The sequence below is a fragment of the Flavipsychrobacter stenotrophus genome, assembly GCF_002954265.1.
GTDB classification, from domain to species: domain Bacteria; phylum Bacteroidota; class Bacteroidia; order Chitinophagales; family Chitinophagaceae; genus Flavipsychrobacter; species Flavipsychrobacter stenotrophus.
In genome coordinates, this window is record NZ_PPSL01000003.1 from 743,246 (window position 1) to 768,392 (window position 25,147).

The 25,147-nt window shown below is 44.1% G+C and carries 15 protein-coding genes; 7 read left to right on the forward strand and 8 right to left on the reverse strand.

The annotated features are described in order from the left end of the window. Positions 1 to 157: 157 nt before the first annotated feature. From purL to CJD36_RS13230, 6 genes are all read right to left on the reverse strand, one after another. Complete coding sequence (gene purL, locus CJD36_RS13205) at positions 158 to 2,359, reverse strand: phosphoribosylformylglycinamidine synthase subunit PurL (RefSeq protein WP_105039649.1); 2,202 nt, start codon at positions 2,357 to 2,359, stop codon at positions 158 to 160. A gap of 168 nt (positions 2,360 to 2,527) precedes the next feature. Further along, positions 2,528 to 5,170, reverse strand: coding sequence for a T9SS type A sorting domain-containing protein (locus CJD36_RS13210; protein WP_105039650.1), 2,643 nt, complete (start codon positions 5,168 to 5,170; stop codon positions 2,528 to 2,530). 220 nt (positions 5,171 to 5,390) lie between these two features. Continuing rightward, positions 5,391 to 8,438 (reverse strand): Ig-like domain-containing protein, encoded by a 3,048-nt coding sequence (locus tag CJD36_RS13215; RefSeq protein WP_105039651.1) that lies wholly within the window; start codon positions 8,436 to 8,438, stop codon positions 5,391 to 5,393. A gap of 302 nt (positions 8,439 to 8,740) precedes the next feature. Then, positions 8,741 to 9,181: a hypothetical protein gene (locus CJD36_RS13220; protein WP_105039652.1), complete on the reverse strand. Its 441-nt coding sequence runs from the start codon at positions 9,179 to 9,181 to the stop codon at positions 8,741 to 8,743. Positions 9,182 to 10,337: 1,156 nt separating this feature from the next. Continuing rightward, positions 10,338 to 10,829: a hypothetical protein gene (locus CJD36_RS13225; RefSeq protein WP_105039653.1), complete on the reverse strand. Its 492-nt coding sequence runs from the start codon at positions 10,827 to 10,829 to the stop codon at positions 10,338 to 10,340. Between the two features lie 15 nt (positions 10,830 to 10,844). After that, positions 10,845 to 11,294 carry a hypothetical protein gene (locus tag CJD36_RS13230; protein ID WP_105039654.1) on the reverse strand — a complete coding sequence of 150 codons (450 nt, stop codon included), beginning with the start codon at positions 11,292 to 11,294 and terminating at the stop codon, positions 10,845 to 10,847. A 114-nt stretch (positions 11,295 to 11,408) separates the two neighbouring features. On the opposite strand from CJD36_RS13230, the gene CJD36_RS13235 reads away from it, so the two are divergent. From CJD36_RS13235 to CJD36_RS13245, 3 genes are all read left to right on the forward strand, one after another. Then, positions 11,409 to 12,068, forward strand: coding sequence for an SH3 domain-containing protein (locus CJD36_RS13235; RefSeq protein WP_105039655.1), 660 nt, complete (start codon positions 11,409 to 11,411; stop codon positions 12,066 to 12,068). A gap of 204 nt (positions 12,069 to 12,272) precedes the next feature. Continuing rightward, on the forward strand, positions 12,273 to 13,832 hold the full coding sequence (locus CJD36_RS13240) for a P-loop NTPase fold protein (RefSeq protein WP_105039656.1): 1,560 nt from the start codon (positions 12,273 to 12,275) through the stop codon (positions 13,830 to 13,832). Between the two features lie 67 nt (positions 13,833 to 13,899). Beyond that, complete coding sequence (locus tag CJD36_RS13245; RefSeq protein ID WP_105039657.1) at positions 13,900 to 15,078, forward strand: acetyl-CoA C-acyltransferase; 1,179 nt, start codon at positions 13,900 to 13,902, stop codon at positions 15,076 to 15,078. A gap of 390 nt (positions 15,079 to 15,468) precedes the next feature. Here the strand turns inward: CJD36_RS13245 and CJD36_RS13250 are convergent, their stop codons facing one another. Then, positions 15,469 to 16,326 (reverse strand): hypothetical protein, encoded by an 858-nt coding sequence (locus CJD36_RS13250; RefSeq protein ID WP_105039658.1) that lies wholly within the window; start codon positions 16,324 to 16,326, stop codon positions 15,469 to 15,471. An 88-nt stretch (positions 16,327 to 16,414) separates the two neighbouring features. Between CJD36_RS13250 and CJD36_RS13255 the strand changes: the two genes are divergently transcribed. Further along, positions 16,415 to 16,801 (forward strand): SET domain-containing protein, encoded by a 387-nt coding sequence (locus tag CJD36_RS13255; RefSeq protein ID WP_105039659.1) that lies wholly within the window; start codon positions 16,415 to 16,417, stop codon positions 16,799 to 16,801. Positions 16,802 to 16,958: 157 nt separating this feature from the next. Here CJD36_RS13255 and CJD36_RS13260 read toward each other — a convergent pair whose 3' ends face one another. Beyond that, a complete protein-coding gene (locus tag CJD36_RS13260; RefSeq protein ID WP_105039660.1) occupies positions 16,959 to 18,704 on the reverse strand; it encodes a M14 family metallopeptidase in 1,746 nt (581 codons plus the stop codon). Between the two features lie 130 nt (positions 18,705 to 18,834). Between CJD36_RS13260 and CJD36_RS13265 the strand changes: the two genes are divergently transcribed. The 3 genes from CJD36_RS13265 (at position 18,835) to CJD36_RS13275 (ending at position 25,053) form a co-directional block, all read left to right on the forward strand. Then, positions 18,835 to 20,118, forward strand: coding sequence for a sensor histidine kinase (locus CJD36_RS13265; protein ID WP_161499307.1), 1,284 nt, complete (start codon positions 18,835 to 18,837; stop codon positions 20,116 to 20,118). Positions 20,119 to 20,477: 359 nt separating this feature from the next. Continuing rightward, a complete protein-coding gene (locus tag CJD36_RS13270; RefSeq protein WP_240609346.1) occupies positions 20,478 to 21,758 on the forward strand; it encodes a c-type cytochrome in 1,281 nt (426 codons plus the stop codon). 103 nt (positions 21,759 to 21,861) lie between these two features. Further along, positions 21,862 to 25,053, forward strand: coding sequence for a TAT-variant-translocated molybdopterin oxidoreductase (locus CJD36_RS13275; protein WP_105039663.1), 3,192 nt, complete (start codon positions 21,862 to 21,864; stop codon positions 25,051 to 25,053). The last annotated feature ends 94 nt before the right edge of the window (positions 25,054 to 25,147 follow it).

The window sequence follows — 25,147 nt, forward strand, 5'->3', positions numbered from 1 at the left end:
GTAAAAACTTAAAAAACTTGTCACTGCTTCTTTATAACGGCACCCTATGCACTTACCTTGTAGCCTGTCACTTGTCTCTATATTAAGAAGTCCCGATGTACAATCATACATCGGGACTCTAATTGATTAATTTATTGCAGTTCATTCAGCCATTAAATTATGCCAGTAGCTTCTCCAGCGCAGTATCATATGCTTCCTTCCAGTCGCTTATATAGCCCCAGCTCTGGCCATCTACACATATTTCTTTATGTGCGTTTACTATACCCAATTTAGTGAATGGCAATCCCTTCAATTCTGCTTCAAATAAAGCGCAAAGATCTGTATTTACAGATACCACAACACGGCTCTGTGCCTCACCAAACAGCATAGCATCCTTACGCAGGTTGGCATCTGTTGTCATGTTGAAACCAAGGCCATTAGCCATAGCACTTTCCAGCATGCAGGCAAACAATCCACCTTCAGAAATATCGTGAGCAGACTTTACCAGCTTCATTGAAATAAGGTTAGCTACGGTCTGTTGCAGCACATACTCTTCTTCCAGTTCAAAATGTGGTGCAGGGCTGTGCGATTCGCCGATTATGTGGTGCAGGTATTCAGAACAATTAATGTCATTGTAATTAGTACCCAGCATGTATATGGTATCGCCCGGGTGTTTAAAGCCAAGCGACATCTTCTGATTAATATTTTCCAGTACACCCACCATACCAATTGTAGGCGTAGGATACACGGGGCCGTCTTCGCTCTGGTTGTAGAAGCTCACGTTACCACCTGTTACGGGGGTATCGAATTTGCGGCACGCTTCACCCATGCCCTGTATAGCTTCTACAAATTGGTAGTACACTTCAGGGTTATAAGGATTACCAAAGTTCAGGCAGTTGGTAATAGCCACTGGCAAGCCACCACTGCAGACAATGTTTCTTGCAGCTTCACTCACAGCTATCATAGCTCCTTTGCGGGGATTGGCATATACATAACGGCTGTTACAGTCGGTAGTCATGGCCAGTACCTTTTCTGTGCCGTGTACACGTACTATTGCCGCGTCACTAGGCTCATTGGTCTGCGTGTTACCAGTACCTACCATGCTGTCGTACTGCTCGTAGATCCAGCGCTTAGAGGCAATGTTAGGCAATTGTATCAGTTGGTAAGCTATCTCCTTCAGATCGGCAGGCTGCGCAACATTATTGATGTCGAACTTGTTGATCTCCGCGAGATAAGCAGGTGTTGTGAACTGGCGCTCATAGATAGGCGCACCGCCACCCAGCACCAGGCTCTCAGCAGGCACATCGGCTATCAGCTCACCATTCATGTAGTACTTCAGGTTCAGGTCTTTGGTTACCTCACCTATCTGCACGCAGTGTATATCCCACTTGTCAAATATGGTCTGTACTTCGCTTTCTCGGCCTTTCTTTACTACTATCAGCATACGCTCCTGGCTCTCGCTCAGCAGCATTTCCCATGGCTTCATATTGGCCTGGCGGGTAGGCACCTTATCCAGGTGTATGATCATGCCATGCTCGCCCTTGGCGCTCATTTCGCTGGTGCTGCAGGTAATACCCGCTGCACCCATATCCTGCATACCTATCAATGCACCGGTAGGTATCATTTCAAGGCAGGCCTCTAATAACTTCTTTTCTTCGAATGGATCACCTACCTGTACTGAAGGCAGTTGCTCTGCGCTGTTCTCACTGATATCTGCAGATGCAAATGATGCACCACCAATACCATCTTTACCTGTAGACGCACCAACTATAAACACAGGATTGCCTTCTCCGTACGATGTTGCAGAAACTGTCTCTCCTACGCGCACAACACCTACGCTCATAGCGTTTACAAGTGGGTTGGTCTGGTAGCAACTTTCGTAGTAAACCTCACCTGCCACTGTAGGTACACCAAAGCAGTTGCCATAGTGGCCAATACCTTTTACCACACCCTTTATCAACCATTTGGTCTTAGGGTTATCTACCTTACCAAAACGGAGTGAGTTGAGGGAAGCTATGGGACGTGCACCCATGGTAAATATATCGCGGTGTATGCCGCCCACGCCGGTTGCCGCACCCTGGAAGGGCTCAATAGCAGACGGGTGATTATGAGACTCGATCTTGAATACGCAACCCCAGCCATCGCCTATATCTACCAGTCCGGCATTCTCTTCACCTGCCTTTACCAGCAGTTTATCACCATCGCGGGGGAGGGTTTTAAGCCATGTAATGGAGTTTTTGTAGCTGCAGTGCTCACTCCACATTACGGAGTACATAGCAGTTTCAGTAAAATTGGGCGTGCGGCCCAGTATCTCCTTTATCTTTTCAAATTCTTCTTCGCGTAGCCCCAGTTTAGTGGCCTGCTCGAGTGTGGCGATCATAATGCAAACGTACAAATTTTTTACCTGAGGAAGATAATTACTGCGCCTAATATCCTTCTGCGTAGAATTAAGTTTAAATAGATATAGTAGAACAGTATTACTCACCCCTCTTTAGACAGATAAAGGCTATCATTTCTGATAGCCTTTACGTTATATAAATTATATTTTTTATTCTTTTATCAACTTCTGAACAGCTACTCTGTTACCTGACTCATCAAATAACATGATAACGTACATACCCGCAGATAAGTTGCTGATATCCATTGTATGGGCGTTTGCTTGCTCGGCAACAACCTTGCCATCTAGGCTGCTGATCACTGCTTTTACAGATACAGGGGAAATGATAGACACTAGTCCGGTAGTAGGATTAGGATGTACTGAAATAGCCTTACTCAGGTCAGGACCATTAACGCTTACAGCAGTAATGGTTCTGGTTGCAGACATTTTTTCGCAGCCGAAAGTATCTGTTACATAAACGCTATAGAAGCCGGGATCGGTAGCGGCAACGCTATATGAGTTTGCACCCGGAATAGCCAGACCGCCCTGATACCACTGGTAGCTTGTATAGAAAGTACCTGTAGACAATGTTTCAGTAAAGAAATCATAAGTTAGGATAGGGTTTGGCAACGGACGAATAGTTATTGGCCGTACGCGATAGCAACCTGTAGGCAATGTATAGGTTATGGATGCGATACCACCCGCAACACCTGTAACAATACCGGTTGCGGAGTTTATGACAGCAACAGCAGGCGTGCCGCTAGACCATGTGCCACCTAATGACAGATTATGCAAGGTATCTGATGTTAAAGCACAGAAAGCACCATTACCTGTTATAGCCACCGGAAGCGGGTTAACCGTAAAAGGTGTTGTTCTGTAACAGCCTGTGCTGGTATATGTGTAGGTAATGGTGGTGGTTGAAGCGTTTATTCCCTTTACGATACCAGGAGCAATAAGCTTGGCAATGTTGGTATCTGCAACGCTCCATGTAGCACCAGTAGATGTATCTGACAGAGTTGTTGTAAAGCCGGGACACACGCTTGCTGTACCTGTAATAGGTGCAGGTATAGGGTTTACTGTAAATGGAGTAATTGCTACGCAACCTGTCACATCGGTATAAGTGATAGTAAGTGTACCCGCACCTACACCGGTAACGCTGCCGAAGCCGGCAGCAGTAAGCGCAACAGAATTATCATTGCTACTCCAAACACCACCTACCGCAGCATTATGCAAGATAACAGAAGCATTAACACAGGTAGAGAAGGTGCCGGTAATTGGAGGTGGTGGTGCATCGACATAAATTGTTGTTGTTGCAGAGCCGCAGGTATTGCTGTAGGTAATATCTGAAGTACCCAGACTTACACCTGTTACCATACCGGTGGTACTATTGATAGTCACGTTGCTGCCTGATGCGCTCCAGGTGCCGCCGGTAATAGCATTAGACAAAGTAGTGCTTAGTGACGGGCAAATGTGGAAGCTACCAGTAGAAGGTGTAATAGTTGCGGAAGGAGGCATAACAATACTTGTACTGCTGCTGGTTTTACAGCCATTAGTACCGGTATATGTAATATTGGCGGTGCCGTTTGAAACACCCGACAAACCACCGGAAACAGGATCGATCGAGACAACCGTTGATGGGTTGGCCATCCATGTGCCACCCGATGGCGATGCGCTGAGTGTGCTTACAGAACCTCCGCAATAATATGGTGCAAGACCCAATGCATTAGGCGTATCGAGCGTGGTAACTGCCGCGCTTACGTTGCAACCACTAGGTAATGTATAGGTAACGGTGGTTGCACCCACAGATGAGCCTGCGGTTACCACATTGCCCGCTATTGTGGCACCAGATGTACTGTTGATGGTCCAGGAGCCGGTAAGTGGTGTACTGCCCAATGTGGTTGTACTGCCTTCGCAAGGAGTAAGGTTACCGGTAATAGATGTAGGTGAAGGTGTGGTGGTAACCGCGCTTGTAGCACTTACGCTGCAACCATTAACACCGGGGTAGAACGCCGCAAGTGTGTAGGTACCCGCTGTAGCCGCTGAGCCTACTATAGGCGCAGGCGGATTAAGATCGGTAGAAGTATAACCCGACGGACCAGACCACTGATAGCTACCTGCACCGCTGGCAGTGCCAGACAAAGTAAAAGATGAACCAGTGCAGACAGGAACCGGCGAAGCCGTAGCTGTAACACCTGTAACACCAGTGCAGCTATATGTGATCTGCAACTGTGGCTGTGTAGCGGCAGTACCATTTTCGCCTGTGATAGTATAGATCTGCGTATTAGGTGTTCCCGTTACATTGAAACAGATTGAAACAAAATTACCTGCTGCAGCCTCTCCATCAATAAAAGTAACGCCTGTAGTGTTAAACGCACGTGTAAGTGTAGCAGTGGTAGTACCCCATGCTGTAGTATTGAATGCTGTACCTGTATTACAATTGTTATACAATGTAGTGGTATTAGTGACAGTAGACATATCTCCTGAAAAGCCGGTGATCGCAACAGGAGGATTACCTGTTGTTGTAGCCGCTCCGTTAATTGTGAATCTCAATGTTACTGCGCTGACAGTAGCCCCCGGAGGCACAAGGCCCGCAAGATTAAAAACCGCCCAACCACGCCTTACCCCATTGGCTGCAGCAGGTGCACCATTGTTTTTGGCTTCAATATTACCATCCAGCCTTTGAGGAGTAAGCCAGTTGCGGATAGTACCTGTTTTGTAAGAATTTGCTGCCCCGGTAGCGTTGACAGTAACCACCACAGCGCGTACCTGCACTGCAACAAGACACAATAACAATAAGGTGTATAATTTCTTCATATCTGGTTAAATTGACCGTATTTTTTATCATTCGTGCGGATATAGCGTACGCTATCAATCACGCAAAAGGTATTCATTGCAAGATAAATTATAGTCATTAAAATACCAAATAATGACATTTATTTAAAATATAATCCAACCTGCACAACATCACCAACCTTTGTAAGTCTACAAAGGCTGCCATGTGGCAGCCTTTGTATGTATGTTATCGGTAACTGAATTATTGTTTCACCAGTTTCTCTACATGCACACGATTGCCCTTACTATCAAAGACCGTGATCATGTATAAACCGTTGGGTAAAGATGAAATATCCATATCATTCTTGTTCGTGCCTGTCATTACAGACTTGCCTTCCAGAGTACTGATGCTCACATTTACCTCCACCGTACTTGCCACGTGCACTGTGCTTGTAGCAGGGTTAGGGTAAATGCTGATCGCGTTTTCGCCATTCACATTCTCAACAGCCAGGTTGTAAACCGGCAGGTCTGAAGAAAGCAGTATGCAGCCATTCACGTCTGTAACCTTCACACGATAAGCTGCATTAGTGAATGCGGCCACACGGTAGCTGGTAGCACCCGGTATCATTACTGTATTAGCATACCACTGATAAGATGCATACGTAGTGTATGTGCTTACATAAGTACCATCATAGCTTAGTACAGGGATAATAGCCGGGAACACTGTAACTGTGACAGGTGCAGTAAGTATCGCACAGCTACCCGGAATATTCACAAAGCAAGTGTATACGCCTGTAACATTGGCTACATAGGTGGCAGATACCGCACCAGGTATATTAGTGCCATTACGTTTCCACTGATAGATAACGCCCGGTATAGCACTGGTACTTGCGGTAAGCAGTAAGCTATTGCCCGTGCAGAACGATGTAGCACCTGTAGTAAGAATGGTAGGTGTAGCTACAACCGTAACTGTAGTAGAAGCTGTAGTAGTAGCACAACCCGCTGCAGAAGTAACTACCGCATGATAGGTGCCTGATGTTGTAGCAGTGTACGTACTTGCTGTTTCACCGGCAATAGCACCAGCCGCATCGTACCACTGGTAAGTATATCCACCACCTATAGCAGCAGTAATATTTACACTACCACCGGTACAGAACGCTGTAGGGCCTGAAGTGGTAACAGTGGATGGAGGCGCAGGATTGACCGTAATAGTAACTGTGTTAGGACTATTGGTAACGCACGTGGCAGCATTGGTAACGCGAATAGTATATGTACCCGAGGTACGCGCTGTATAAGTACGACTGGTAGCACCAGGTATAGAACCCGGATTGTACCACTGATAAGTAACACCTGCAGTAACCGGTACTGAAAGCACCACACTGTCGAACGAGCAGATAGTGAACGGACCCGCAGGTGAAATAGTAGCTGATGCAACCGTAGGGGCTGTAGCTGTAGTAATAGTAGTACCCGGAGCCGCGCTTGTATCGAAGCAACCTGTAGCAGTGCGTGTTTCTAACAAACGGTAAGTGCCCGGCACATTAGTAACATACTGATTGTTGGTAGCACCAACAATTGGCACATTGCCCAATAACCACTGGTAAGTGATACCCGGAACAACACCTGCTGTGAGGGTAACATTGTTGCCAGAGCATACTACTGTAGATGATGAAGAGAATGAAGCCGACGGTGAAGGATTAACCGTTAAGGATACCGTGTTAGAAGTAGCAAAGCAGGTATTGGCAGTGTTGGTCACAACCATAGTGTAAGTGCCGGTAGTGGTAGCACCATAGGTAGTGCCGGTAGCACCGGGAAGAGGGAAACCTGAGCGCCACCACCTGTAGGTAACACCAGACTGTGTGCTGGTAGTAAGCGTAGTAGTATTGCCCGAGCATACGGTAATAGGACCGGCAGGAGTGACCACCGGAACCGCAGGAGGCGTATTGACCGTAACAGTAGTATTGGTAGAAGACGCAGAACATGTACCGTTTACAACCGTAACATGGTAAACACCTGATGTGGATATATTATAAGAAGCATTGGTAGCACCTGCTATGGCACCACCCGCATCGTACCACTGGTAGGTATAGCCCGCAACTGTAGGGGTAGTCAGCGTTACTGTACTTGGTGAGCAAATAGTAGTAGGGCCGCTGGCGCTAACCGTAGGTACCGGTGTGGTAGTAACGGTAACGGTGTATGATGTACCAATTGTAGTACAACCCGTAAAGAAGTCAAATATCTCCACATGGTAAGTGCCTGAAGCGCTGGTAGTAAGGGATGCAGTTGCGCTTACAGTAGTAAATAATGCATCAAACCATGTATAGCTGCTTATGCCGTCATCAAACACACTCATTGTTACAGAACCCGGTGTGCAGAAAGACAATGGACCAGAAATAGTAGTAGTAGTATCGGCAGGCATATTGATATCTGCGAATGTAGTAGCAGGAGGTGCACTTATACAACCATAAGCATCGGTAACTGTAAGCGAGTAAGTACCTGCATAAGTAGCCCAATCTGCTGACGGTATACTAGGATTAGGATCTGTACTGGTATACCCTCCGGGGCCTGCCCAGCTATAAGTATACGGCAATGCACCGCCAAAGGGAGTTGAAGACAGATCTAACGGATCTCCTGAACAGTTAGGAAAAAAAACAGTGCTATTACTAGCGGTTGCAGCTACAGGGGGTTGAACGTAGGTAGCTGTGATGCCGGTACCATCATTTATTCTTAGTGTACCTGCAGTTCCAGTTGATCCCCAACCATATAATTTAAAAGTAGCAGTTTGTCCAGCGCAGATGTGGGCAATACCGCCAAAATCCGTGTTAAATGGTGTGGCAGCAGCAGCAGTAATGGTATATGCAGCTCCAAAATTCTGGTCAGGTCCTGCACCTATGGCATATTGCCATTGAATATTAGTAGGTCCTGTAGAGCTCACTTGTGATTCTAAGTGAATTTGAGTTATCTCCAATTCAGTATTACCATCATTTGTGACAGTGAAATATACATATTTACCGCTTGCCTGAGCAGAAGCTAATGAAGCTCCCGCATCCCAATCGCTACAATTATAGCAAAATGTAGCTGACGTAGCAGTACCAGTCAGATTACTTCTATTCCACTGCGAAACATTGACCGCAGCAGATCCAGGAATTACTGATGCAGGAATAATGGTAAACGTACTAGGGTCGGAAGCGGTTGTGGTTGAAATACCAGAACCGGACCACGTAGTACCACTAATTGGTATCTGCGCCAGTGAATGGAATGACTGTAGTTGCAATGACAGGAAGCAGATTGCAATAAGTAGCAGTTTTTTCATACAGAAGATAATTTTAAATTATTTTAAACCTGATAGGCGGTTTCAATCGGTAAAGCTAATAAAATTACAGAAATAATTCTACATTATATTAATGTTACTTTAGTTTTAATAACGCCAGTGTATTTCTATTAAAGACATGCTTGTGGGGGTGTTTAGTTTGGGTGGGGGTAGGTGTCTTTGTTAAGCCTCACCCCGGCCCTCTCCAAGGGGAGAGGGAGAACTCCGTCCACGCTGCCGCGTGGGGCACTGCAATTTATGTAAATAAGTAGTTCGACAATTTATACATGCAGGGACTAGCCACACTACATTATCTTTATCTCAAAATCGTTCATTCTGCGGTACGTATGTCGGGTATTTTCCAGTTTTAAATTTTCGAATAACACTACATCACCCTTCTTTAACGCCTCCATGTGCAGTTCATTAAAGATCTCCCGGGGCAATTTGGCTCCCTTTATTACCTGGCTGCTGCGCAGATCCTGGCCTTTGGGATATATAGTAATTGAGTAACTGATGATCTTACTATCGGGGAAACCGGCAGCACGCAGGCCGACTTCAAGGTTATCCATAAATGCCTGTAGTGTTGCATTGTCTTCTTCTATATATCCGAGCCTTATAATAGGGTTGGGCAGGTCGGCATCGGTTTTGGCCGCCTGTTCACGCGCCCTGTCGGCATTGCCATAGGGTTGTGCGGTAGCTGCAAAGCTGAGGAAGAGGGCGACAATGAGTATGGATAATTTGTGCATGTGTAGTTGGGGGTTGGAGGGATAAAGATATTTTATTTGTCTGAACCTTGATGCGCCTGATGACAGGATCGAAGGATGATCAGTTTGAAATTTCAGATAATGCCCGATGGAAATGAAATTCTAAATCGGGCATGGGATTGGTGTAATGTATTGTTTTTCATATAGTTGTGGTTTTTGGCCATGCCCGATTGTGCCCGATGGGTGTCGTGTTTTTTTGGTAACGGGAATCAGAGATTCCCTACCGGTCGAACGAAGTCAGAGACTTCGCTCAGCGTAGGATTGAAAGATTTTCCTGATGCCCGATGGAAATGAAATTCTAAATCGGGCATGGGATTGGTGTAATTTATTGTTTTTCATATAGTTACGGTTTTGAGTCATGCCCGATCGTGCCCGATTGGTGTCGTGTTTTTTTTGGTAACGGGAATCAGAGATCGCTCAATGTAGGGTTACTGTTTCCATGACATGCAGATAACCACCTCCCCCCAATAATTCGACTGAAGAAGCCGAATTATTGGGGTACAGAGCTGCGCTCGTGCCGTGGCCGGCACCTTCAAAAGGAGGAGAGTGTGTTATGTAATTCTCAATATCGTGCCCGATTGGTGTCGTGTTTTTTGGTAACGGGAATCAGAGATTCGTTAAGCTTCGTTTTATATATCAGTATCTGTTCAGTCGCTGTGGAGACGCAAAATCTTGCGTCTCTACGTACAGTAAGGTATTTTAGCCATGTTTTCGACAGTGGTGGTTTTTTTGTGTTTCCGGCAGTTTTTTTTGGTGCGTTTCCTGTGTATGCTTTATTGGGAAGGGGTTTCGGAGCGTTTCGAAAACCACCAGTTTCCGCAGTTTTCCGCAGTTTTTCTGCAGTTTTTCTGCAGTTTTTCGCAGTAGTTTCGCTAAACTATTTCTTTAGTTTGTTGGTGCAAGGCTGAAGATGTTCAGCCCCTACGATGTATTCTTGGGCTGGTGTGAGATAAGGGTTCATATGTCAAAGAGCATTCAGTAATATGTACTGAATGGAGTGCAAATTAATATGCAGAGATGGATCTATAAAATAAACATATCCACAAAATTTGCGAAAAAATCTGCTGAAATGAGCTGTGAGAAAGGGTTTGAGGTAGGTTATTTTGTGTGGATATGTTTTTTGAGTCCTTATTAAGGCTTAGCGCACCACCCTAATTGATGGTCCCCTAATGCCCAATTTATAATCGGCACCATCGCGTTGCACAGAGGCATCTATGATCAGTTTGTCTCCCGGCCGTATGAAACTTAACTTATACCAACCATCGAAATCTGAGTAACGCGGTCGACTACGGTTTATGAACTTGCCCGGAACAAAGTCTCTACCTGGTGACATAATGCTCACCGTGAAACGCACCACCTTATAATTACCAAACCTCACCACCCTAATACCCACTGCCATATTATCCATTATCTGTTGTACAGTTGCACTATCTACATCTATATACCCCAGTTGCACCCGCAGTTGGGTGGCAGTATCCTCGGTATGATGGCGAGCTGTACGTGCACGAATGGTATCGCCTTTTACAAAGCCGGTATCACTTGAAGAGCCCGGCTGAACGTAGCCGGGCTGCGCAATAGCTGTAAGTGCGGTGAGGAAAAAGAATAGACAAAGCAACAGGAACCTGACCATACAGTGCTTTTGAGGTTAAATAATGCGCAGCACTACAGAATTGAGCGTACGTTTCAGGCCATTGACCTTTGCCTTTATGCCTTCTATAAATACCCTGTCGCCGGCCTTTACATCATCAACATGGTTACCTTTAAAAACGCTTACAGGCACGCGGCCACCCTTTTTTACCTGTATACCGGTGTGATAGTCGCCGCCTTTTTGCAGCCATGAAATAGTGTATTCGGTTATCGCCACACCGGGCGGATAATCTCCGGCCAGCCTCAGACCTACCTCCATATTGTCTAAAAACTGTTGACGGGTGGCTACCAGCGTATCTATATATCCTAGTTGCACCCGCCAGCCGGGTCTACTCATTTCGGGGTGATGACTGGCCTGCTTGGCTCTGGCGGTATCGCCATAGGGCTGTGCTGCTGCACCAAGTGCCAGCAGGAGGAATGTGGAAAGGATAATGATGTGTTTGTGCATAGTGTGGTAATTAGTACAATAAATATACGAAAAGTGCAGATGCACTGTAATTATTTACGCCGGGGCAATTATATTTGTATTCAACCTTGTAGTTAGCAAAATATATAAATACTTATGAAGGCAAGAATTTTAGCTATTGTTATTGTTTTACTGTGTGCACTGTACCTTAATGCTAAACCTTATGTGACCACGCAGGATGTGAATGTAAGATCTGGCGCGGGTACTAACTATGAGATGTTGGGTACCATTAAAGACGGCACAACAATAGAGGTGACAGACATAAAAGGTACGTGGGGGAAAGTTTCGTTCAGCGGATCGGATGGATATGTGTCTACACAATACCTGAAAGACGAAGCTGAAGAAGCAGCACCTGCAAAAGGCAAGAGCAGCAATACCATGATCATTGTCCTGCTGAGTGTGGCGGTGGCGGGTCTGCTGGGTTTTATATTGAGGAAACAAATAGCAGGGGGTATATCAAAATCGGCCGAAAAGGTAAGTGATACAGTAAGCAGTATTGGAGAAACTGTGGTCAGTAGTTATTGGTACAATTGTAATCAATGCGATGCCGTAGAAGAATCTTTAGACACACCCGATGCCGCGGGTTGTCCTCACACTAAAAAAGGCCCTAACCATCACTGGTTCAAAATAGCTACGGCCGGTCCTACTCATTATCAATGCCAGAAATGTGGTATCCTCATTACAACCACCAAATTGCCCGAAGCAAATGGTTGCTCCCGCGGTCCTGATCCGCTGCATAGCTGGGAGAAGTTTTAGTGACTCTTGTCTGAACCGTGATTTATGTGATTAAATGATGGGCTATGATTCCCGAGGCCACATAAAGCGGTCTAGTGTCGGCATGTGTGCAAGCGGCCGGATGCTAGATTGCTTCGTTCCTCGCAAAGACCGTGTTGGGTGGGTTGATAATTTGCAACAAACGATAGTAAAATCAAATTATCTTTATTGTAAACAAGCATTACTATGGAAATAAGCATAGAAACCCCGCAGAAAAGATTTGACGAACATCTAAAACTAGAGAATAACAACCGGATTTTATTTTCTGGAAAGTTCGGCACTGGCAAGTCACATTTCCTGAGAGAATATTTTAAACAGAATGCGGATAAATACAATCTCTTCTGGATATCTCCGGTTGATTACGTCGTTGGTGCCAATCAGGATATTTTTGAATGGATCAAAATTGACATTGCTAAAGAATTGCTCAAAAAATATCTGATCATTGAAGATGAGGAGAAATTTTCTAAAGGTTTAATGTTGAGCACATACCTTTATAATAGTACTGGCAATATCGTTGCAAATCTTATAGAAAGAGTTTCAAAACAAGCAGAAAAACATACCGAAGTAGACATTTCAAAGGAACTGAAACAAGTCTTGGACAACTATGCTGCTTTTGAAAAAGGCATTGAGGAAGAAACAAAATCGCCTTACAAAAAACTAGCAGACCACATCGATAAACATACCCAGATTAAAGGCTCAATTTATGAAGACGACCTAGTTACTCAAATCATAAGAAGTTCAGTAGAAATTGTCGCCAAAATAACTAAGAAGGAATGTGTCATTGTTATTGATGATTTGGATAGACTTGACCCTGATCACATTTTCAGAATATTAAATATCCTGAGTGCTCATAATAATCACTTCGATAGCAACAAGTTCGGTTTTCAAAGAGTTATTGCGGTTTGCGATATTGAAAATATTAAACACCTTTTTGAATATAGGTATGGGCCTAATTCAGACTTCGAAGGGTATATTGAGAAATACTACACATACGTCCCATTTGACTTTTCTATTCTTTCTGCAATTATAGCATTCTGTGAAGGTCAACCAATTCTAAGCCAAAACCTTGATGAAGATGGGAAGGCCGTTTTAATAACTATATTAAATAGCTTTTTCGAATTGGATCTTCTAAAAATGCGAAATTTAAAAAAAAATTACGATATCCGGTTTTCAAAAGTACTTCCAGCAACGCACTTGCATTCAAATTTACAGAAATATTACGATCAGGACTATCAGTTAAGTGACCTCTTCATCATAAATCCTTTGATGGAAGTTAACTATGAACTTTATAGTTTTCTAAAAGTAATTTACATCCTATCTATAACATTTGGCGGTATTGAAAATTTGAAAAAAGCTATTGAGATCTTGATGAAGAAAAACAGAAGTGTTGGGACTAAAAACAGCATTACCATAATAAAGTCTATGGCTATTTTGTCTCACATCGCTCGGAAAGAACTAACCAACGAAGATTCTGCTTTTAATACAAAAATGCACTCAACCAATGATGTAGACATACTGCGACCTCAAATAAATTTCCTATCATTTACAACTGAAATTCCAATAGTATGGTCAACACTCAATAGGTATAAAAATGGCGAATATTTCCAATTGTCAGACTCGAATTCGTTTTGGCATAGAATAAATCAAAACGCCAATAATGGTAATGTTGGATGGAATTTACTGGGAAATGAAATACTACTCATTATAAAATTCATCAAGCACAAGGGTTTTTTTGAAAACATATAAAGGTAATAGGTGACCATTTCCCCTATCCCATTCTTTTTCTTACCTTTGCGGCACTCAAAAAAAACTTATGAAAGAAGTATATATAGTATCGGCCGTGCGCACACCACTGGGTAGCTGGGGCGGTTCGTTGAAAGATTTTTCTGCAACTAAGCTGGGTGCTATTGCTATTAAAGGTGCTTTAGATAAGGCTGGTGTAGCCGGCACTGAGGTGAATGAGGTGATCATGGGCTGCGTATTGCAGGCCAACCTGGGTCAGGCTCCTGCACGTCAGGCAAGTAAGTTTTCCGGTCTGCCTGACAATGTACCTGCTACTACTGTAAATAAGGTTTGTGCCAGCGGTATGAAAGCTGTTATGCAGGGTGCGCAGAGCATCATGCTGGGCGATAATGATGTAGTTGTTGCAGGTGGTATGGAGAGCATGAGCAATGTTCCTTTCTACAGCGATACTATGCGCTGGGGTAGCAAGTATGGTAATGTTACAATGATAGATGGATTGGCTAAGGATGGTCTTACAGATGTGTATCATAACTATGCTATGGGTAATGCTGCTGACATGTGCGCTAAGGAGTGCAACATAAGCCGCGAAGACCAGGATGCTTTTGCAATTGAAAGCTATAAGCGTAGTCAGAATGCAGTTAACACGGGCCTGTTTGAAAATGAAATAGTGCCTGTAGAAATACCTAACAAGAAGGGCGATCCGATCATCTTCAGCAAAGATGAAGAGCCATTCAATGTAAAGTTTGACAAGATACCCGGCCTGCGTGGCGCCTTTGGTAAAGAAGGTACCGCTACAGCAGCCAACAGCAGCACCATGAACGACGGCGCAGCTGCACTGGTATTGATCAGCAAAGAAAAGATGGAAGCCCTGGGCCTTAAGCCATTGGCTAAAATAATAGGTTATGCAGATGCTGAACAGGCTCCTGAGTGGTTCACTACAACCCCATCATTGGCAGTGCCTAAGGCAGTAGCCAAGGCTGGTCTGAAGATGGAAGATATCCAGTATTATGAGTTGAACGAAGCCTTCAGTACTGTAGGTATCGTAAACATGCAGAAGATGGGTCTTAAGCCAGAGCAGGTTAACGTGAATGGTGGTGCAGTGTCTATCGGTCACCCGTTGGGTTGCAGTGGTGCTCGTATCATCACTACGCTTGTAAACGTGTTGCAGCAGAAAGGCGCTAAGTATGGTGCAGCAGGTATCTGCAATGGCGGCGGCGGCGCAAGCGCAGTGGTTATTGAAAGAATGTAATTAGATAATTTGGATAATTTTTTTGAAGAGTTCAGCCGGTGGCTGGACTCTTTTTTTGTGTGTTGTGGATTGTAAATCATCCGGCAATAGTGCGACCCGCTGTGGAGACAACCCAAAGCTGTGTAATGTAGGTGTTATGTAGAGACGCAATTATGCGTCTCTAGCACTGTAACAACAACAACAACAACAACAACAATGCTTCTGGTAGAGACACACAATTGCATCTCTAAAGCCGGTGGGTGGTACTGTTCGTGTTGTGTAAGGTTATATCGTGGTATGTAGGTATTGTGCGGAGATGCAATGGCCGACGAAGATTGGGAAGAGTAATTCACTCGCAACAAAAAAGCAGCCACCTAAGTAGCTGCTCTTAAAAAATGTCTTTGTAAAATATTAGTTTAGGTGTTCGTTCCAGTTGTAAGTATCGTATGTGTTGTGCCATGATCTTTCGTTCCATCTTACAGAGAATGGCTGGAAGATAAGAGAGAACATCAGGTTAGAGTTGTTGGTCAATTTGAATGGACCGTCGTTATAACCGGGGATGTCCCGTTTGGTGTTCATCAATTCTACATTACCCATTGTATACAACACTCTTACCTTTATCAACATACCCGGGAACATAGATGCTTCTGCCTTTACGTAAGGATTGAAACCAATGCTCTGCTGGGTGATAGTTGCGCCATCTGCGGCACTTGGATCCAACGTTGTAACATTGACGTGTGGCATAACACCACCGCCCAGTGCCATACCAAAATACAGGCGCTTTGAGTTAATGGCGTCAGCACCTATTTTCCAGTCAATACCTACAGGTAATGCTATCTGTAGGGTGCTTGCTTTTACTTCATTAGGCGATGGGGTAGTGTATGCGCCATCAAGGCTCTTGGTTTGGTTAAGTGCACTCCACGATGTCATGTTGACCATGGCATTCATAGACAAAGCCCAAACACTGATATGGCCGGTAGCCGCTATAGGCACCGCAATACCAACAACAGCACCAAAGCCAAAATTGGATTTTACACCTCTTTTAAGCGTGCTGTCTGCAATGAATTGATTATTATATCCGGTAATGCGCGTAGTTCCGTTGAAAGTGCCCCAACCGAGAACACCTGTACCGCCAATTTCCCAGCGGCTTGCATCCTTAAGGTAGCTCGAAAACGACCTGATGGGGAACTTATATTGTGCAAGACTGAAAAGAGGTGAGCTCAGTAAAACAACTGTAAAACAAATTTTCAGACTTTTGAACAACTTCATATATTTACCTTTAGGGTTGTAAAAATATAAAAAGCAACCAAAAAAACCATTATTTTATTAATCAATATGGTTTTTAGTCTCTCAGGCCATGATAAATCCACACTTATACTTTGCCGATACCGATAAAAAAGGCAGGGGAGTATTCACAAAAGCAGCCCTGGAAGCCGATCTTGTCATTGAATCATCGCCGGTTATAGTCATGAGCAACGAAGACCGTCAGAAACTCGATGATACCCTCCTGCACGATTATATTTTTGAATGGCAGCCCGATGGGGCCAAAATGTGCTGCATGGCATTGGGTTGGGTGCCGTTGTATAATCACTCATATGCGTCTAATTGCGAATACTTCATGGATTATGACAACAATACCATGTACATACAGACTGCAAGAGCCATTGCCGAAGGTGAAGAACTAACCATCAACTACAACGGCGACTGGGATAATGAGGAAAAGGTGTGGTTTGATGTTAGCTAAGTCAAAAGGCAAAAGTGAACACCTAAAAGTGGTTAATAGTGGGTTGACAAAGACATTGGTTCAGAGATTTGACAACTTTTTATAAAGTTGTCAAATCTGACACAGGTGTGCAGTAAAAGAAGGATCAAGTTTTTGCTTTTCACTTTTGAGTTTTAACTTAATTCTCTATCCTGTAAACCGGGTAGCGCATATAACCTGGCTCCATGTATTGCGAGTGGCGATAAACAAAATCGAGTTGGGCAGCACCGTTTTTGGCGAAGGCGGTGTCTTGCAGTCTTTTTTCGTCCAGTAAGCGCTTTAGGTTTGCATCCTCTTTAAGCATTTCTGCAGCCCGGTCTTCAAAAACATAGTCGCTGAAATATTCTTTTTGCTGCAGAATGCCATCAAAGAAATTCCATGCAAAGAAGCCATCGGGGGCGCTTGGTTCCAGTGTTTCTATGATATAGCGTTTGGCAGGTTGATTGAGTTTTATGAGATAGTCGCCCTTGCTTAATTTCATTTTTACAGTAGAGGGCGTTACCTGTATGTTTTTATGGAGGTAGTGTTTTTCATAGGGTTTAGGCCCGGTCTCATAATTGTCAATGTGGTAGGCGGTTACCGTGATGGTTGTATCAGATAGCAGTTTACTCATTTCTACACCGTTCCTTTTCAGCCTGCTGATAACCGGTGTCCATGCCCGCGGTATAATGTATGCTTTGGGGGCTGTTACTGTCTTTGAAGCAATAAAGTGATCGTAAAAAGGCACCTGTTTGGTAAAAGGCTTATTACGGTCGTAATACAGGCGAGGCTGCCCCGAAACCTCACTTGTTTTATGGCCGGCCATATAACCTTTGAAGGTCACCTTATCAGATCGACTTGTATCTACCTTCCAGTCTAGTGGGAACTCTTTTTGTACTGCAAGTTCTGTTCTGTCGGCGGCTCTTACAGCTTTGATCTTTGAGGCATTCTCACCTGCTTCCCACGACATCCTTCTCATTAGGTCGTAAGTTGCTAATACCCGTTCTTTAAAGGGTTTCAACATATGCGTTTCGGGCACGTAGGCAATGGTCTGAAAAAGCGCAGCGTAGCCACTTGCAAAGCGGGGAGGCTCTATAAATTCGCGCCAGCCATTCATGGGTGTGTTATCAAAATCATTTACGTAGGGCACAAGGTCATAACCAGCCGTCTTCATGTCTTTGTAGATAAGGGGTGTGAAGGTTTTGTACATAAATTCCCCTGTCTTACCACCCAGTTTATCATGTTGTGTAGGCAACAGTGTCATCACGTGTTGGTAATCAGCGCCATCGCTAACGTGGTTGTCTATAAATATATCAGGATCGAGTAGTGTGAATAGTTTTTCAAGGCTTCGTGTTTCTGCGGCGTCACACTTTATGAAGTCGCGGTTCAGATCCAGGTTTTGCGCATTCCCCCTGAAGCCATAGCTGGCGGGTCCGTTCTGGCTGGCACGGCTATAGCTGCCCCTGTTTAAAAAACCGCCTACATTATAAACTGGTATTACCGCAAGTATTACATTCCCAGGGATGAAATATCCATTTGCTACATCGCGCATCATCATCATACTGGCATCAACGCCATCGGGTTCGCCAGCATGTATGCCGTTGTTAATGAGTATGATCACCTTGCCATCTCTATGCCAGTGTGCTTTGTTGAAATCGCCGTCAACAGCATAATACACTACATGTAGCGGGTAGCCACCATCGGTTTTGCCGGCAATTTCCATACTTATTTGTTCGCTACATGCGTCGAGTTTTTTGTAGAAATCAATTGCTTCACTCCAGGTAGCGGACTCTTTGCCGTCACTTTCCTCGAATGGCGTTTTCAATACTATCCTATTTTGTTTTGCAAATACTTGTGAAGAAAGCAATAAAGCAACGAGGACAAAAGAGATGGCTTGTTTATTCATTTATCTGGTTTAAAGCAGCAAAATACTCATTTTTTCACCCATGAACTTAATGGCGTGCAAAGGTTAAAGAGCATATAAAAAATGTATGGCACAATTTGACGACCTTTATACTTTATTATATTTGTTCTGCATGAAAAGAATATTCCCCTTAATAGTCGTCCTTATCTCGCTTTCTGTAATTGGTATCCTGTTCATCCAGATGTCGTGGATCAATAATGCAATTGCGCTCAAGCACGATGAATTTGAACGTGGGGTAGAGAGTGCCATGGTGAAAGTGCGGGAGAGCCTGTACAGCAAGTACCTGATGAAGAGCGGGGAGAACTTTTTCAATGAAGAAAGCAAGGAAAACAAGCTGAGGAACGAATTTGCGGTGCTGGGCAATTTTACCAACGAAGAGTTGAAAGAGAGCATTGACAAGGCATTGGAGCAGAATAACATTAAGTATAAGTATGAGTACGGCGTAACCAATATTTTCAGGAACATCATCTACCAGTCAGACGGGTTTCATGTGTCTGACATGCATAAAGACCACATGATAGAGTTGGCCCCCAAAGATGCCATACGCGGGCGAGAAACACTGTTTCTGAACATAAAAGAGAACAAAAACCAGGTGATAGGGGAGATGTGGTGGATGATCGTAGCGTCCATTGTCTTCACCTGTATCATCATACTGGCATTTGCACTTACCGTGCGTACATTGCTCAATCAGAAGAATATATCTGAGATAAAGTCGGACTTTATCAATAACATGACCCATGAGCTGAAAACCCCGCTGGCCACCATTTCTCTGGCCATAGATGCCCTCACCAATGAAAAGGTGATACATGATACAGACAAGATAAAGCTGTATAGCGGCATGATAAAGGAGGAGAATAAGCGCATGAATAAGCAGGTAGAGAAGATTCTGCAGGCTGCCCGCCTTGAAAAAGAAGAGTTGAAACTAAACCTGCAGGAGCTGGATGTAAGACAGGTGATCAACAAGGTTACCGATAACCTTGCACTACAGATACAGGAGAAAAATGGCGCACTGAACCTGAAGCTGAACGCCACCAACAACAAGATAGAGGCCGATGACGTCCATTTCTCCAACATCATCTTCAACCTGTTGGATAATGCCATGAAATACTCTACAAAGGCACCATACATAGAGGTGGAAACACTGAATACCAGCACAGGTGCCCTGGCTATAAAAATCAAAGACAATGGTATTGGTATGGATAAAGAGACCCAATCGCGCATATTTGAGCGCTTTTTCAGGGCCCATACCGGCAATCTGCACAATGTGAAGGGCTTCGGGTTGGGCCTTAGCTATGTAAAAGCCATTGTTGATGCACATGATGGTAAAATAAGAGTGGAAAGTGCTCCCGGAAAGGGCAGTACATTCACAATTACCTTCCCGGTTAAGGAGTCCTGATCATTTCAATAGAATTTCCCAATACTATACCGGTTAACGTAACACTCTATAGCTTAAAAGAATAGAGTTGCATGGCTTGTTCTGTTTACTTTTGTGAAGTAAAAATTAAACACAATGCTTTTCATAATTGGGAATAAATCGGGGTGATGGTGGCCTGATGTTTGTTAGCTAAATGTCATTTTTATTTTTTTTCCTGACAATAAAATGACATTGCAAAAATAAAAATTAATAAAAAAGGGCTGAAACCCGCGCCAATACTGACAAAAATTTTTTACGAAATGTGTTTTAAGTTTCAGCATTGTGTTGTAGTTTTGCCCTCGCTTCAATATAAAGGAAAGTTAATTTTCAAATTTATACACGTGCCAGAATCAATATTGCAACTGTTTCGTATATCCTCCCGTACTGCTCTCGCAGTAATATACGCTCTGATCCTGTTCAGCAACACAGCAACCGCTGCTCCTGATGGAAAGGCTTTATTCCAGTCAAACTGTGCTTCATGTCACAATCCGTTGAAGGATGCGACAGGTCCTGCACTGAAGGGTATCAATGCTACCTTCCCTAGTAAGGAATGGGGTTACAACTGGGTACATAACTCAGCTGCCGTTATCGCAAGTGGCGATAAGATGGCTGTTGAAATGTATAACAAGTTCAACAAAGCAGCGATGACTGCATTTCCTCAGTTGAAAAATGAGGAGATCGATGCCATATTTGCTTATGTAAACTCAGTTACACCTTCTGCTGCTCCTACTGCCGGCGGTACAGGTGCTCAGTCTGAAGGTTCTGCAGATAGCAATGGTTATCTGTACGTTATCATCACTTTGTCTCTTCTAGTATTGGTAGTTATTCTTTGGAAAGCCAACCAGGCATTGAGCCGGGCTGCTAACGATAAGGAAGGCATCATCAACGAAAAAGAAGTTCCGCTTTACAGAAATAAGGTTGTTATAGCAATGGTTGCTATCGTAGCATTCATAATGGCTGGTTACTGGTTAGTAAACGGTGCTATCAACGAAGGTCGCCAGCAGAACTACCGTCCTATTCAACCAATATTCTACTCTCACAAAGTTCACGCAGGTATCAACCAGATCAACTGTCTGTATTGCCACGCAGGTGCTGAAAAGAGCCGTCAGGGTATGATTCCTTCATCTAATGTGTGTATGAACTGTCACAAACAGATCAATGAGTACACAGGCGAAAAGGATATGCCATTGAAGACCGCAGAAGGTAAGGTAATCAACGGTACTGAAGAGATCAAGAAGTTGTACGAATATGCAGGATGGGATCCGGTAGCTAAGAAATACAAGTTGAACGCTGATGGCAGCATTGCTGCAACACCGATCAAGTGGGTTAAGATCCACAATCTTCCTGACCACGTTTATTTCAATCACTCACAGCACGTGAAAGTAGGCCAGGTACAGTGCCAGCGTTGCCACGGAGAGATCACTGAAATGGATGAAGTTTACCAGTTCGCTCCATTGTCAATGGGCTGGTGTATCAACTGTCACCGTCAGACACAGGTTAAATTCGATAATGATTACTACAGCATATTCGCTAAGTATCGTGAAGAGATCAAGTCTGGTAAGCGTACAGGTGTAACAGTTGAAGAACTGGGCGGTACAGAGTGCCAGAAGTGCCACTACTAATTTAGATTTTTGATTACGCATAATATATAGTTGGTAGGATACAGGTACAGTAAGTACTGATTTTACTGATCTTAAGTTTTGACTTTGAATTTTGAATAAATATATGTCTCAAAAACAATATTGGACGGGTCTGGAAGAGTTAAATAATCCTGCTGCTCATCAGGAATTAGCACAAAACGAGTTCAAGGAAGAGCTTCCGTTCGACCTGAGCGAAACCGTTCTTGGCGCCTCTACTCCCCGCCGCGACTTTTTGAAGTTCCTGGGTTTCAGCACGCTTGCCGCTACTGTGGTATCGAGCTGCGAAATGCCGGTGCGTAAAGCTATTCCTTATGCTATCAAGCCTGAGGATATCACGCCTGGTGTACCTAACTATTACGCATCTACGTTTGTTGATGGTGGCGATTATTGCGCTGTTATCATCAAAACGCGTGATGGTCGTCCTATTAAAGTAGAGGGCAATGAAATGTCATCTATCACAAGGGGTGGTTCTTCAGCAAGAGTACAGGCTTCTGTATTGAACCTTTATGATAAGGCTCGTTTGCGTTTCCCGGGTTCTCCTGCCGCTGATGGCAAGGGAATGAAGAACGTAGAATCTACATTCGAAGCTATTGATAAGATGGTGAAAGAAGGTATCGGTACTAAGCCGGGTTACCTCCTTACCAATTCAATACTCAGCCTTTCTACAAAAGAGATTATTGCTCAGTTCCTCGCTAAGTATCCTAATGTAAAGCATGTTGTTTATGATGCCATATCATATTCAGGTATGCTGCAGGCTAACGAAGCAAGCTACGGCAAGCGCACATTACCTACTTACCATTTCGATAAGGCGCAGACTATTGTTAGTTTGGGTGCTGATTTCCTTGGTACATGGTTATCTCCTGTTGAATTCGCTAAGAGCTATGCACGAGGCCGTAAGGTAAGCGCAAAGAACTTCAAAATATCTAAGCACTACCAGGTAGAGTCTAACCACACTATCACCGGTGCTGCTGCAGATAACAGGGCTACTTGCCGTCCATCTGAAATGGGCCTTGTTGCTACCGCTCTTTATAATGAAGTGACAGGTGGTGCAAAAGTAGCTTTACCAAGTGCTAAGCTTACCGAAATGGTAGCTAAGGCAGCTGCTGATCTGAAGAAGGGCAACGGTATGGTAGTTTGCGGATCAAACGATGTAAACGTACAGATCGTTATCAATGCGATCAATGATAAAATAGGTGCTAACGGTACTACTGTTAACTGGACCACTACCAGCAATTTAAGGCAGGGTATAGATAGCGAAATGGTAGCATTGACAGAGGCTATGGCTGCAGGACAGGTTGGTTCTGTATTCATCCACGGTGCAAACCCTGTTTATGAGTACTTCGACGGTAAGAAATTTGCTGATGGTCTTGCAAAAGTTCCATTGACCGTTTCTTTCGCAGAGCGCATGGACGAAACCGCTGAAAAGTGTAAGTTCCTTGTACCTGATCATCACTACCTGGAAAGCTGGGGTGATGCTGAGCCAAAGCCTAACTACATCAGCCTGATGCAGCCGGGTATCGCTCCATTGTTCAAGACGCGTTCATTCCAGGATTCATTGATGACATGGGCTGGTAACACTACCCGTTTCGAAGATTTCTGGAAAACATACTGGACTAACAAACTGGGTAGCCAGGCAAATTTTGAAAAAGCATTGCAGGACGGCGTTATTGAGCCGGCCGGTGATATGCCAATAGGTGGTGCTGCATTTGCAGGTAATGTAAATGATGCTATTGCAAAAATAAACGGTAAGAAAGCAGGTGCAGGCATGGAAGTGATGATCTACCAGAAGGTAGCCATCGGCCATGGTGGTGCATGGAGTAATAACCCATGGTTGCTGGAAATGCCGGATCCGATCACTCGCGCTACCTGGGACAATTACGCTTGCGTATCTCCTAAGAAAGCAAGAGAAATGGGTGCTGAACTGACCGGTATCAATGAAGTAGAACCTAAGAAACACGTTATTACAGTTAAGGGTGCTAACTACTCAGTTAACCTTCCTTTGATAGTAGTACCGGGTATGCATAACGATGTAGTTGCAATAGCTGTAGGTTATGGCCGTGGCCTTAACGTAGGCCGTGCAGGTGCAAGCGATAGCGCTACAGGTATGGGTGGCAGAAATGCTTATCCTTTCGCATCATACAACGGTGTAAACTTTGAAGGTGCTTCTGCAGCTACGGTTACTATGACAGATCAACTGTTTGAAGTAGCGGTAACACAGACTCACAATAGCTACGAAGCTCGCCCGATCATTCATGAGTTCACTCTTGAAGAGTTCGAAAAAGATCCTAAGATCCTGTTGAAGGAGCGTTATAAGGAAGTAGGTGAGTTCGCACAGCCTTTGCTTACTGAAGAAGGTAAGGAAAGTGAAGAGGAAAAAGTAATGGATGCCAAGCTGGACGAATCATATCGCACAGAAGGTACTCTTTATGATAATTACGAATACAATGGTTTGAAGTGGGGTCTTTCTATAGATCTTAACAGCTGTACAGGTTGTGGTGCATGTATCATAGGTTGCCAGGCAGAAAACAACGTTTCTGTAGTTGGTAAAGAGCATGTAATGAAGTCGCATGAAATGCACTGGATCCGTATCGACCGTTACTTCAGTGGTATGCCTGATAATCCGGATTCTATCCAGACCGTATTCCAGCCTATGCTTTGCCAGCATTGCGATAATGCTCCTTGTGAGAACGTTTGTCCCGTGTCTGCAACCAACCATAGCAGTGAAGGTTTGAACCAGATGGCTTACAACCGTTGCATTGGTACTAAGTATTGCGCTAATAACTGCCCTTACAAAGTACGTCACTTCAACTGGATGGACTGGAATGGTGCTGATGCTTTCGCTGATAACGCATTCGAAGATTACCGTCGTGATGATATCAATGATGATCTGACCCGCATGGTATTGAATCCTGATGTTACGGTTCGTAGCCGTGGTGTAATGGAGAAATGTACTTTCTGCGTTCAGCGTTTACAGGATGCTAAGTTGGCAGCTAAGAAGCTTGGTCGTCCTATGAAGGATGGTGAAGCGCGCACAGCTTGCCAGCAGGCTTGCCCTTCAGATGCGATCACTTTTGGTAACGTGAATGATAAGGAAAGTAACATTTACAAGGTGCGCAAGCAGGAACATGCAGAACGTCTGTTCTATGTACTGGAGCACATCCACACATTGCCAAACGTTAACTACCTTGCTAAGATCCGTAACACAGAAGAGTTACATTCAGGTAAAGAGAACGATCCTAAGAACATCAAGGATGGTTTCCTGGAAGATCACATCTAATCAGGGGTTAACAGAGAATAAGAGTTTAGGAAATAGTTTTTTTTATATAGATTAAGAAGAGGTGGTAAGGCAGTTGCATTATTACTTCACTGTT